Annotated in this window: 12 protein-coding genes; 10 read left to right on the top strand and 2 right to left on the bottom strand. The window is 61.4% G+C overall.

From position 1 onward, the window contains the following. Positions 1-66: 66 nt before the first annotated feature. From iolD to M1E16_RS16940, 9 genes are all read left to right on the top strand, one after another. Positions 67-1,998, top strand: coding sequence for a 3D-(3,5/4)-trihydroxycyclohexane-1,2-dione acylhydrolase (decyclizing) (gene iolD / locus M1E16_RS16980; protein WP_458127935.1), 1,932 nt, complete (start codon positions 67-69; stop codon positions 1,996-1,998). 29 nt (positions 1,999-2,027) lie between these two features. After that, positions 2,028-3,038: a Gfo/Idh/MocA family protein gene (locus tag M1E16_RS16975; protein ID WP_458127934.1), complete on the top strand. Its 1,011-nt coding sequence runs from the start codon at positions 2,028-2,030 to the stop codon at positions 3,036-3,038. Between the two features lie 254 nt (positions 3,039-3,292). Then, positions 3,293-4,345, top strand: a complete 1,053-nt coding sequence (locus M1E16_RS16970) for a Gfo/Idh/MocA family protein (protein ID WP_458127933.1) — start codon at positions 3,293-3,295, stop codon at positions 4,343-4,345. Positions 4,346-4,439: 94 nt separating this feature from the next. Next, complete coding sequence (locus M1E16_RS16965) at positions 4,440-4,640, top strand: hypothetical protein (RefSeq protein ID WP_434573496.1); 201 nt, start codon at positions 4,440-4,442, stop codon at positions 4,638-4,640. 53 nt (positions 4,641-4,693) lie between these two features. Continuing rightward, complete coding sequence (locus M1E16_RS16960) at positions 4,694-5,617, top strand: sugar ABC transporter substrate-binding protein (RefSeq protein ID WP_458127932.1); 924 nt, start codon at positions 4,694-4,696, stop codon at positions 5,615-5,617. Positions 5,618-5,690: 73 nt separating this feature from the next. Continuing rightward, complete coding sequence (locus M1E16_RS16955; protein ID WP_458127931.1) at positions 5,691-7,244, top strand: sugar ABC transporter ATP-binding protein; 1,554 nt, start codon at positions 5,691-5,693, stop codon at positions 7,242-7,244. A gap of 35 nt (positions 7,245-7,279) precedes the next feature. Next, positions 7,280-8,302, top strand: coding sequence for an ABC transporter permease (locus M1E16_RS16950; protein WP_003180516.1), 1,023 nt, complete (start codon positions 7,280-7,282; stop codon positions 8,300-8,302). 371 nt (positions 8,303-8,673) lie between these two features. Then, complete coding sequence (locus M1E16_RS16945; protein ID WP_434557518.1) at positions 8,674-9,078, top strand: TraR/DksA family transcriptional regulator; 405 nt, start codon at positions 8,674-8,676, stop codon at positions 9,076-9,078. Between the two features lie 173 nt (positions 9,079-9,251). Next, positions 9,252-10,859, top strand: a complete 1,608-nt coding sequence (locus M1E16_RS16940; protein ID WP_458127930.1) for a methyl-accepting chemotaxis protein — start codon at positions 9,252-9,254, stop codon at positions 10,857-10,859. A gap of 146 nt (positions 10,860-11,005) precedes the next feature. Here M1E16_RS16940 and M1E16_RS16935 read toward each other — a convergent pair whose 3' ends face one another. Together M1E16_RS16935 and M1E16_RS16930 are read right to left on the bottom strand one after the other, a co-directional pair. After that, positions 11,006-11,242 carry a DUF2789 family protein gene (locus M1E16_RS16935; RefSeq protein ID WP_434573505.1) on the bottom strand — a complete coding sequence of 79 codons (237 nt, stop codon included), beginning with the start codon at positions 11,240-11,242 and terminating at the stop codon, positions 11,006-11,008. Between the two features lie 90 nt (positions 11,243-11,332). Next, positions 11,333-11,563, bottom strand: a complete 231-nt coding sequence (locus M1E16_RS16930; RefSeq protein WP_434630225.1) for a hypothetical protein — start codon at positions 11,561-11,563, stop codon at positions 11,333-11,335. 778 nt (positions 11,564-12,341) lie between these two features. Here M1E16_RS16930 and M1E16_RS16925 point away from each other — a divergent pair. Then, entirely contained in the window at positions 12,342-12,791 is a 450-nt protein-coding gene (locus M1E16_RS16925; RefSeq protein WP_305500385.1) for a hypothetical protein, read from the top strand. Positions 12,792-12,910 lie beyond the last annotated feature (119 nt).

Raw genomic sequence — 12,910 nt, 5'->3', positions numbered from 1 at the left:
GAGCAGGCTCGCTCCCACAGGGGATCGGGCAATTCTCCGGATTTGCATTCCAGACAAGGTGCAAGCATGACCACAACACGACTGACCATGGCCCAGGCCCTGGTGAAATTCCTCGATAACCAGTACATCGAGGTCGATGGCGTCCAGAGCAAGTTCGTCGCCGGGGTGTTTACCATTTTCGGCCACGGCAACGTGCTGGGCCTGGGCCAGGCGCTGGAGCAGGACAGCGGCGACCTGGTGGTCCATCAGGGCCGCAACGAGCAGGGCATGGCCCATGCCGCCATCGGCTTTGCCAAGCAGCACCTGCGGCGCAGGATCTACGCCTGTAGCTCGTCGGTCGGCCCCGGTGCGGCGAACATGCTGACCGCCGCCGCCACCGCGACGGCCAACCGCATTCCTTTGCTGCTGTTGCCCGGCGATGTCTACGCCAGCCGCCAACCCGACCCGGTGCTGCAGCAGATCGAGCAGTTCCATGACCTGAGCATCAGCACCAACGATGCGTTCAAGGCCGTGAGCAAGTACTGGGATCGGATCAACCGCCCCGAGCAATTGATGACCGCCGCGATCCAGGCGATGCGCGTGCTCACCGACCCGGCCGAAACCGGCGCGGTGACGCTGGCGCTACCCCAGGATGTACAGGCCGAGGCCTACGATTACCCGGATTATTTCCTGCAAAAACGTGTCCACCGCATCGACCGTCGCCCGGCCACCGAGGCGATGCTCGGCGATGCCTTGGCGCTGCTCAAGGGCAAGCGCCGGCCGTTGATCATCTGCGGTGGTGGCGTCAGGTATTCAGGAGCCAACGCCGCGTTGCAGGCCTTTGCCGAGCGTTTCGACATCCCCTTCGCCGAAACCCAGGCGGGCAAAAGCGCCGTGGTCTCCACTCATCCATTGAACGTCGGCGGCGTCGGCGAAACCGGTTGCCTGGCGGCGAACCTGCTGGCCAAGGAAGCGGACCTGATCATCGGCGTTGGCACCCGCTACAGCGATTTCACCACGGCGTCGAAATGGCTGTTCCAGCATCCCGAGGTGCAGTTTCTCAACCTCAACATCAGCCCGTGCGATGCCTTGAAGCTCGACGGTGTGCAACTGCTCGCCGATGCGCGTTCGGGGCTTGAGGCTTTGTCCGCCGCGATGGGCGCCTATCGCGCCGAATGGGGCGGGCAGATCGCCGATGCCAAGACGCAGTTGCAGGCGGAAGTGGACCGGGTCTACCAGGCCGATTTCCAGGCTGATGACTTCGTCCCCGAGATCAACGACCACATGGACCCGGCGGTGTTTCGCGAGTTCATCGAGCTCACCGGATCCTGCCTGACCCAGAGCCGCGTGCTCGGCACCCTCAACGAAACCCTGGCCGATGATGCCGTCATCGTCGCCGCCGCCGGCAGCCTGCCGGGTGATTTGCAGCGCAGCTGGCGCAGCAAGGGCGTGAACACCTACCACGTCGAATATGGCTATTCGTGCATGGGCTACGAGGTCAATGCCGCCCTGGGCGTGAAGCTCGCCGAGCCGGACAAAGAGGTCTACGCGCTGGTGGGCGATGGCTCCTACATGATGCTGCACTCCGAACTTGCCACCTCGATCCAGGAGCGCCGCAAGATCAATGTGGTGCTGCTGGACAACATGACGTTCGGATGCATCAACAACCTGCAGATGGAACACGGCATGGACAGCTTCGGCACCGAGTTCCGCTTTCGCAACCCCGAGACGGGCAAGCTCGACGGCGCCTTCGTGCCGGTGGATTTCGCCATGAGCGCGGCGGCCTACGGTTGCAAGACCTATAAGGTCAAGACACTGGAGGAACTGCACGCCGCGCTGGCCGACGCCCGACTCCAGACGGTCTCGACGCTGATCGACATCAAGGTCCTGCCCAAGACCATGATCCACAAGTACCTGTCGTGGTGGCGGGTCGGCGTGGCGCAAGTCTCTACCAGCGCCCGTACCGATGCCGTCGCCAAGACCCTCAACGAACGACTGGCCAAGGCCCGTCAATACTGATTGCCCCAACCCTACGAAAGGAGTTCCACATGTCTTTGAAGCTGGGCGTCATCGGCACCGGGGCCATCGGCCAGGACCATATCCGTCGTTGCAGCCAGACGTTGCTCAACAGCCAGGTCGTCGCGGTGACCGACATCAACCTGGTGCAAGCGGCGAAAGTGGTGGCCGACCTGAAGTTGACCGCCGAGGTCTATCCCGACGGCCATGCACTGATCAAGGCGCCGGACGTCGAGGCGATCCTCGTCACGTCCTGGGGGCCAAGTCATGAAGAATTCGTGCTGGCGGCCATCGCCGCCGGCAAGCCGGTGTTCTGTGAGAAGCCGTTGGCCGTTACCGCCGAAGGTTGCCGCCGGATCGTCGAGGCCGAAGTGGCCCACGGCAAGCGCCTGGTACAGGTCGGGTTCATGCGCCCCTACGACGAAGGTTATCGGGCGCTCAAGGCGGTGATCGACAGCGGACAGATCGGCGAGCCGTTGATGCTGCACTGTGCCCACCGCAACCCCAGCGTGGGCGAAAACTACAAGACCGACATGGCCATCACCGACACCTTGATTCACGAGCTGGACGTGTTGCGCTGGCTGTTGGCCGACGATTACGTCTCGGTGCAGGTGGTGTTTCCACGCAAGACCAGCAAGGCCCTGGCGCACTTGCGCGATCCACAGATCGTCCTGCTGGAAACCGCCAAGGGCACGCGCATCGACGTCGAAGTGTTCGTCAATTGCCAATACGGCTACGACATCCAGTGCGAAGTGGTGGGGGAGACCGGCATCGCCAGGCTGCCAGAACCGTCCCAGGTGCAACTGCGCAGCGGCGCCAAGCTTTCCAATGCGATCCTGATGGACTGGAAAGACCGGTTCATCGGCGCTTACGACGTCGAACTGCAGGCCTTCATCGACGGCGTGCGCGCCGGCCAGGTGGGCGGCCCCTCGGCCTGGGATGGGTTCGCTGCGGCGGTGGCGGCGGACGCGTGTATCGAAGCGCAGCAGAGCGGGCAGATCGTCAAGGTCGAACTGCCCGAACGGCCACGGTTCTACGGCTGAGCACCATTTTCCCGTGGGAGCGGGCTTGCTCGCGAAGGCGTATTGTCAGTCGACATCAATGTTGAAATTACCGCCGCCTTCGCGAGCAAGCCCGCTCCCACAGTCGACCTCGTTTACGCTGAAGGTACTCGGTCAAATTGTGGGAGCGAGCCTGCTCGCGAAGGCGTCGGGTCTGCCTGCATTAATATGTCTGATCCACCGCTTTCGCGAGCAGGCTCGCTCCCACAGGAGTTGCATCTACATAAGGGGCTTTCATGCGAATCGGATTAGTAGGCTACGGCAAGGGCGGGCGTTTTTTCCATGCGCCGCTGATCAGCAGCCTGCCGGGGGCTACCTTCGTCGGCGTGGTAACCCGCTCCGCCGAGCGGCGCCAGCAGTTGGCAAGCGAGCATCCGCAGGCCCAAGCGTTCGACAGCCTTGCGCAACTGGTGGCGGCCGGCGTCGATGCGGTGGTGGTGTCCACGCCGCTGGAAGCGCGTCCGGCGCTGGTACTGGAAGCCATCGAGCACGGCGTGGGGGTGGTCAGCGATAAGCCTTTTGCCCTAGACGCCGCACAGGCCGAAGCGATGGTGCTGGCCGCCGAAAGGCGCAACGTGCCGTTGAGCGTCTACCAGAACCGGCGCTGGGATTCGGATTTCCTCACGGTACGCAAATTGCTCGCGTCCGGCGCCCTCGGGCAGGTCATTCGCTTTGAATCCAGCATCGAGCGTTACTCGCCGACCTCAGTGGGAAAAGGCAGCGGCGGCGGATTCCTGCGGGACCTGGGCAGCCATCTGGTGGACCAGGCACTGCAATTGTTTGGCCCGGTGCTGCGGGTTTACGCCGAGCTGGATTATCGACAGCCGGACCAGGCCTACGACAACGGCTTCTTCATGTCGCTGGCCCACGCCAACGGCGTCGTGTCGCACTTGCGCGGCAGTTGCCTGCAGGACGCGCCGCGCCCACGCTTTCGGGTCAGTGGCAGCGAAGGCTGCTATACCGTCGAAGGCCTCGATGGGCAGGAAGCCCAGGCGTTGGCGGGATTGAGCCCGGCCATCGCAGGCGAGCGCTGGGGCGCCGAGGAGCACCGGCGCTGGGGCTGGTTCGAACACGGTGCCGAGCGCGAGCGCGTGGCCTCGGAACGCGGTTGCTGGCTGGCGTTCTACCAGCGTCTCCAGGCCGCCTTGCAGGGCGACGGGCCGCTGCCGGTCGCCGCTCGCGACGCCCTGGCCACGACCCGTGTCCTGGACGCTGCAAGGCAAAGCGCGGAGCAGGGCAACGTGGTGTATTTATCCACGCCCGTTGGTCATGGAACAAAAAACGAATAAAATTCTAAAATCAGTTGATATGGAAAATATTTTCCAATAAAGTCGATTCCAGGTGACCGACAACCCTGTTCGTGTTTATCCAGGCTCGGCTTGAATGAACGACGAACTAAACAAAAACAAGAAACACAGCCAGGTACCGTCGATGAAAACCTTCAACCGCTCTGCGTTTCACCTGCCACTGCCCTTGCGCCTGTCCGCAATCCTTCCTTTTTTCGAATCCCTGTGCATCCAGCGCAAGGGCGCCGTGGTGTGCTGCATGCCCGGCGCACCGATCGTGCGTTTGCCGCGTTCCTGAAGTCCGTCACGCCTTATCCATAAGACCAACAAAAATGTGGAGAAAGACCGTTCATGAAGACCAAGACCCGTATTGCCTCGCTGGCCCTGTCGTTGATGTTCGCCAGCGGCGTTGCCCTGGCGGACCTGAAGATCGGCGTCAGCATGTCCCAGTTCGATGACACCTGGTTGACCTACCTGCGCGAATCCATGGACAAGAAAGCCAAGTCCCTGCCGGACGGCGTCACCCTGCAATTCGAAGATGCACGCAGTGACGTGGTCAAGCAGCTCAGCCAGGTGGAAAGCTTCATCAGCCAGAAGGTCGATGCGCTCATCGTCAACCCCGTGGACACCGCCGCGACCCAGCGCATCACCAAGGCCGCGGTGGCCGCGGGCATCCCGCTGGTGTACGTCAACCGCCGCCCGGACGATCTGGAGTTGCCGGAAGGGGTAGTCACCGTGGCCTCCGATGACCTGGAAGCCGGGCGCATGCAGATGCAATACCTGGCCGACAAGATGGGCGGCAAGGGCGACATCGTGATCTTGCTGGGCGACCTGGCCAACAACTCCACCACCAACCGCACCAAGGGCGTCAAGGAAGTGCTGGCCAAGTACCCGGGCATCAAGATCGAACAGGAACAGACCGGCACCTGGTCGCGGGACAAGGGCATGACCTTGGTCAATGACTGGCTGACCCAGGGCCGCGACTTCCAGGCCGTGGTGTCCAACAACGACGAGATGGCCATCGGCGCCGCCATGGCGCTCAAGGGCGCTGGCAAAGAGAAGGGCAGCGTCCTGATTGCCGGGGTCGATGGCACGCCGGATGGCTTGAACGCCATCAAGAAAGGCGAGATGGCGGTCTCGGTGTTCCAGGACGCCAAGGGCCAGGCCGATGGCTCCATCGACACGGCGGTGAAAATGGCCAAGGGCGAGAAGATGCAATCCGTCGTGGTGCCGTATCGCCTGATCACGCCGGAGAACGTCGATCAGTTCAAGTGACGTCCCACCCGTTCCATCACAACAATAAACAGGCAAGGTCGCCGCGCCGATCTTGCCGAGGGAGTACCTGACCATGTTCGCATCAGCGACTGCTACGAGCGCCCCGGCGGCGACTTTCCAGCCGGGCGCATTACCTGACGAACCGTACCTGTTGGAAGTCGTCAACGTCAGCAAGGGTTTTCCCGGCGTGGTGGCCCTGTCCGACGTGCAACTGCGGGTGCGCCCCGGCTCGGTGCTGGCCTTGATGGGCGAAAACGGCGCAGGCAAATCCACGCTGATGAAAATCATTGCCGGCATCTACCAGCCGGATGCCGGTGAGCTGCGCCTGCGCGGCAAGCCGATCACGTTCGACACCCCGCTGGCGGCCTTGCAGGCCGGGATCGCGATGATCCACCAGGAACTGAACCTGATGCCGCACATGAGCATCGCCGAGAACATCTGGATCGGCCGTGAGCAGCTCAACGGCCTGCACATGATCGACCACGGTGAGATGCACCGCTGCACCGCGCGCTTGCTGGAGCGCTTGCGAATCAAGCTCGACCCCGAGGAGCAGGTGGGCAACCTGAGCATCGCCGAGCGGCAGATGGTGGAGATCGCCAAGGCCGTTTCGTATGACTCGGACATCCTGATCATGGACGAACCGACCTCGGCCATCACCGAGACGGAAGTCGCGCATCTGTTTTCGATCATCGCCGACCTCAAGGCCCAGGGTAAGGGCATCATCTATATCACCCACAAGATGAATGAAGTGTTCGCCATCGCCGATGAGGTGGCGGTGTTCCGTGACGGTGCCTACATCGGTCTGCAACGGGCCGACAGCATGGACGGCGACAGCCTGATCTCGATGATGGTCGGGCGCGAGTTGAGCCAGTTGTTTCCCGAGCGGGACAAGCCCATCGGCGATCAGGTGCTGTCGGTACGCGACCTGAGCCTGGACGGTATCTTCAAAGGCGTGTCGTTCGACCTGCATGCCGGCGAGATCCTTGGCATCGCCGGGTTGATGGGCTCGGGCCGGACCAATGTCGCCGAGGCGATCTTTGGCGTGACCCCGGCCACCGGTGGCGAGATGCTGCTGGACGGCGAGCCGGTGCGCATCACCGATCCGCACATGGCGATCGAGAAGGGCTTCGCCCTGTTGACCGAAGACCGCAAGCTCAGCGGCCTGTTTCCCTGCCTGTCGGTGCTGGAAAACATGGAGATGGCGGTGTTGCCCCATTACGTCGGCAACGGCTTCATCCAGCAAAAAGCCCTGCGCGCGCTGTGCGAAGAAATGTGCAAGAAACTGCGGGTCAAGACGCCGTCCCTCGAGCAGTGCATCGACACCTTGTCCGGCGGCAACCAGCAGAAAGCGTTGCTGGCCCGCTGGCTGATGACCAACCCGCGCATCCTGATCCTCGACGAGCCGACCCGCGGTATCGATGTTGGCGCCAAGGCGGAAATCTACCGACTCATTTCCTACCTCGCCAGCGAAGGCATGGCGGTCATCATGATTTCCTCGGAACTGCCCGAAGTGCTGGGCATGAGCGACCGGGTCATGGTGATGCACGAAGGTGACCTGATGGGCACCCTCGACCGTAGCGAAGCGACCCAGGAACGAGTCATGCAACTGGCGTCGGGCCTGTCCTGATTGCCCGTCCGCCCAGATAACAAAGGTAAATGGCTATGAACGCGATACTGGAAAACAAACCCGCGGCCGCACCGGCCAGGACGCGTCGACGGTTGCCGACGGAACTGAGCATTTTCCTGGTGCTGATCGGCATTGGGCTGGTGTTCGAGATGTTCGGCTGGATCATGCGCGACCAGAGTTTCCTGATGAATTCGCAGCGCCTGGTGCTGATGATCCTGCAGGTGTCGATCATCGGCCTGCTGGCCATCGGCGTGACCCAGGTGATCATCACCACCGGCATCGACCTGTCATCCGGCTCGGTACTGGCGTTGTCGGCGATGATTGCCGCCAGCCTGGCCCAGACTTCGGATTTCGCCCGGGCGGTGTTTCCCTCGCTGACCGACTTGCCGGTGTGGATCCCGGTAGTGGCGGGGCTTGGCGTGGGGCTGCTGGCCGGGGCAATCAACGGCAGCATCATCGCCCTTACCGGCATCCCGCCCTTCATCGCCACCCTCGGCATGATGGTCTCGGCCCGTGGCCTGGCGCGGTACTACACCGAAGGCCAGCCGGTGAGCATGCTGTCTGATTCCTATACGGCCATCGGTCATGGCGCGATGCCGGTGATCATCTTCCTGGTGGTGGCGGTGATCTTTCACATTGCCTTGCGCTACACCAAGTACGGCAAATACACCTACGCCATCGGCGGCAACATGCAGGCGGCGCGGACCTCGGGCATCAACGTCAAGCGTCATCTGGTGATTGTCTACAGCATCGCCGGGCTGCTGGCGGGACTCGCCGGCGTGGTGGCTTCGGCGCGTGCGGCGACCGGGCAGGCGGGCATGGGCATGTCCTATGAGCTGGACGCGATTGCCGCGGCGGTGATCGGCGGCACCAGCCTGGCCGGCGGGGTGGGGCGCATCACCGGGACGGTGATCGGCGCGCTGATCCTCGGGGTGATGGCCAGCGGCTTCACCTTTGTCGGTGTCGACGCCTATATCCAGGACATCATCAAGGGGCTGATCATCGTGGTCGCTGTGGTCATCGACCAATACCGCAACAAGCGCAAACTCAAGCGCTAGGTCACTGCCGATGCGACAAAGCGCCACGCCTGACCCGCGTGGCGTTGCCATTTGTCTTCTAAATACAGCCATTGCAGCGAATTTCTTGTTATAAACGCACTCCGATGGCCGGTAGAAGCCTGTCGAGGCAGCATTTGAAGCGGTTGTCGGACATTTTCCCCATGTTTTCGGTTGCTGACACCCCAACTCGGCCTTAGACTGCCGCCCCTCGTAAATTGAGTGCCGGGTGGCGCTTGGAATAAACGGCGCCTTCCCGATGAGCGTGGCGGCTCAGGACGGGTACGAGAAGTCACGCAGGCGCCTTTCGTACCAAGTCCGGTGCGGGACGCTCCATAATTCGCCTTAATGCACGTTTTTTTATAGAGATATCAATGACAAAGGAAAAGTTGCTGGCCATGCCGGCGGATGACTACATGAATGCCGAGCAACTGGCTTACTTCACCAAGCTGTTGCAGAACATGAAGGTCGAAACCCACGAGCGCATCGAACAGAACCGAATCGCCATTGAGAGCCTGGACACCCCGGCCGACCCGGCGGACGCCGCTTCCGTGGAAGAAGAGCGCACCTGGCTGGTCAACGCCATCGATCGCGACCAACGCATGCTGCCGCAACTGGAGCAGGCCCTGGACCGCATCAACGACCAAAGCTTCGGCTGGTGCGACGACAGCGGCGAGCCGATCGGCCTCAAGCGCCTGCTGATCAGCCCGACCACCAAGTACTGCATCGAAGCCCAGGAACGTCACGAACAGATCGACAAGCACCAGCGTCAGGCCTGATTCCGTTCCAGAAAAAGATCGCAGCCTTCTTTCGGAGGCTGCGATCTTTTTGCTTTCGCCTGTTCGCCTATGCTCATTGAGCTGATGCAAAAAACACGACTAATGGACCATGGATAATGGCCTTGTAGTGGCGTTTAATGCGTGCATAACAATGAGAAATGTGGGTGACAAACATGGCGACAGACGGATCTCTGGCGGCGGCAGCGTCGGCCTCGGTGCCCGCGGCGGGTGGCACGGCGCGCTGGGTTGCGCCGACTTTGCAAAGCGTCGCGCTGGTTTTGCTGCTTTGCGGCATGACATTGGGCGGTTGGTCGTTGTATCTGGGCCTGCCGCTGGCGCTGCTCATCGTCTGGTTGCCACGTCTGCGCTCACGCCTGGCCAGTACTCCCGCGCCAGCGGCGAGCGACAGCCTGGCCGAGCTGACCCGCGATCTCTCCTACACCACCAGCCATAACGCTCTGTCGGCGGCGGGGGTGGCCTATTCGGTCAAGCAATTGGCCGGCAAGGTCCAGTCGCAGCTGGGCGCCGCGGCGCAGATCGTCAGCAATGCCGAGGCGATGATCGCGACCGAGCAGGCCACCTCGCAGCTCAGCCAGCAGGCGCTGGGCGCGGCCAGCGAGGCCCATCGCAGCAGTGTCGCCGGGCGCAGCGAACTGGTGGAATCCATCAGCCGCATGCATCAGCTCAGCCAGCGCGCCAATGACAGCCGTGAGTTGATCGAAGCACTGAGCGTGCGCAGCGACGAAATCCAGCGCGTGAGCCTGGTGATTCAATCGATCGCCAGCCAGACCAACCTGTTGGCGCTCAATGCCGCCATCGAAGCGGCCCGGGCCGGTGAGCATGGCCGCGGGTTCGCGGTGGTGGCCGACGAGGTTCGCGGCCTGGCCGGGCGCACCGCCGCGGCAACCGGCGAGGTCGGGGTGATGGTGGCGGACATCCAGCAGCGCACTGCGCAGGTGGTTGAACAGATCCGGCAACTGGCTGGCGACCTGGACAGCGGCGTGCAGCAAGTCGAGCACACCGGCCAACACCTGGAGAACATTGCCCGGCTCGCCGCGGGTGTCGAAACCCAGGTCAGCGCCATCGCCCAAGGCACCGATACCAACCGCGAGCAGCTCGACAGTCTGTTCCATGCCATCGAGCAGATGCGCAGCGATCTGGCGATCAGCGATCAACAGACCCAGCGCCTGGCCGAGGCGGCCGTACAGATGGAAGGCCAGGCCGAAACCATCAGCGAGCGTTTGGCCGAGGTGGGCCTCGATGATTACCACCAGCGGGTCTATGACCTGGCCCGCGAAGGCGCTAGCCGGATTGCCGCGCAGTTCGAAGCGGATATCGATCAGGGCCGTATCAGCCTCGAAGACCTGTTCGACCGCAACTACCAGCCCATCCCCAATACCCACCCGGCCAAGTTCCAGACCCGTTTTGACCGCTACACCGATCAGGTACTGCCGGCCATCCAGGAACCGCTACTCGCCCGGCATGAAGGCCTGGTGTTTGCGATTGCCTGTACCCAGCAAGGCTATGTGCCGACCCACAACAACGCCTTCTGCCAGCCGCTGACCGGCGATCCCCAGGTGGACACGCTGAGCAACCGCACCAAGCGCAAGTTTTCCGATCGAACCGGGATTCGCTGCGGCAGCCACCAGCAGCCGGTGTTGCTGCAAACCTATACGCGTGACACCGGGGAACTGATGCATGACCTGTCGGTGCCGATCATGCTCAAGGGGCGTCATTGGGGTGGGTTGCGGTTGGGTTACAAACCCGAGAAGCCGCGCTGAGCCTCAACGCTACGGTGGGAAGAGCTCTTGTGGCGAGGGAGCTTGCTCCCGCTCGGCTGCGCAGCAGTCGCAAATCATGGGCCTGCTGCGCAGGCCAGCGGGAGCAAGCTCCCTCGCCACGAGAGCAGTTAGCGGTGGTCTTGAGGTTACTTGCCGTCGTGCAAGCGCACATTCAGTTGATCCACCAGCACTGCTTCCTCACCGTCGGCGAGTAGCCATTCGCGCAGCAGGTCTCTTTGCTGGTCCGACCAGAAAGGCGCATCGACCAATTTGGTGTTCGGATCCAGCGGGTGTGCCATGATGAAGTCGTCGATGGCACTGCCTTCCGAAGGCAGGCCCAATTGATCAAACAGGGTTTTGAGCTCGTGTGATGGTTGTTCCATGTTGCAGGACTCCTCTGGACTGCCGCCGTCATGGCGCCTCGGTTGCTTCCCTTATCTGAGGCCAGGCAGTCGTCAGGAGTTCGATCGATTTCAAGCTTTCAACGCACCTTCATCCACGGCGAGCTTCAATGCCTTTGCCGCATCCCTGGCGGCTTCGGCAGCAATCTCCGTAGTCTTGAACCAGCGATCCTTCTCCACCTGGTGGTAAGTGACAGCGTTGGAAGGTGATTTGGCGCGCATCACAATGACGGCCTGGAACTCGCCTTCGACCTCTCTGGCTTCGCCCCGGATGAAAAATTCGCCGATATCCAATTCCGTCACGTCGCGCCTTCCCTTCAAAGTCATTTTATTGTGCGCAGGCCGCCAATCGATGGCGGCCTGCGCTGGGCGGCCAGTATGGCAGCAGTTGCCGGTCGGCGGCTGAGTTAAGTCATGGACGGGGTGCGGATAAAACGCAAGCGCTCTGTTCGAGGCGCCTGGCCAGGTAGCAGGCTTCGTTATGATCGGCGCGGAAACCTCTTACACGTCCAGTCGCCGTTTCTTCGATATGGAAAAAACACGTCCCGGCCAGGACGACTCGGTATCGCGGCAGGATCTGGGCCGTTGCGAGGTGGTTCTCGGCACCAGGGCGCTCATATGCTTGGGCAATACGCGAATCAAGGGGGCGGAGCAACGTTGGGGAAGTACCCATGGGAATTCCTTTTCATGGTTTACCGACGAATTGCCGGTTGTTTCGAGTAGTCTGCGCGCCATCGGCTGCTCTAGAATCGACGGCGCCGTGTGGACGGCTGTGCCTATCTAAAGCAATTTTTTTTGCCCTCGATGTCAGAAAAATGCTTTTTTAACTGAGAAATTTCCCTAAAGTTAGTAGTCCCACCTTTTCCGATGCGCAGAGTGGCGTTTTCCTTCAGCCTCTGACGATCGCGGGGAAAGGCAGCGAGAGTGGCAATCCATTAGTCTTCTCTCGCTCGGGTCTGGGCGCGTCGTTCAATTCGAATTCAACTACAGGTCATTGCGACCTTGCGGGTTCTCGTGGTCCGTCTTTCAGGGCGGGTCATTCAAAGATGGGGATGTTTCCTTGGCAGTAAGTAATCTCGACATGCACGCGTTATTTGTACTGGGTGACCTTCGGGCAAAGCTGGTCAAGCAATTCCAGTCACGTTTTGTCTATATCACCGAACAAACCGCCGAAGGCATCTATGTTGCCGAACTCGATACGGAATCGGCGCTGGTGGTTGATGACAAACCTCGGCTTGAACTCAAGGTCGGTGATCATTTTCGCGCGGCGGTATTGCCAAGTCGCGAGGGTGGCAAGTTTGAAATCCGTTTTCGTGAAATCAAGTTGACGGTCTATGGCCTCGGTGACTATGCCTTCGTCACGACTGCCGATGGCCATGCAATTCTGTTCAAGGAAGGCCACAGCGTGTTGACCGTCTTCGCGGCCCACGAACAGTTGCAGGAAGGTTTGACCAAGACGCTGAAAGCGGTCACCGCCAAGGCCGCTAAATGGCGCAAGGGCGAACTCGTGACGTTCAAGGCCAGCGAATAGTCAGTCCGCGCCCATTGGGAAATGGCGCATGGCTCTGAATCTTTTTCGGCCTCCTCATACCTTTGACAGTTTTTTAAAAGGCTGTTGCTGGAACCTTGGCTACAGTCAAATGACTGAAC

This window comes from Pseudomonas sp. Z2-11 (assembly GCF_054161305.1).
This window is presented reverse-complemented; position numbering and strand designations above follow the sequence as displayed.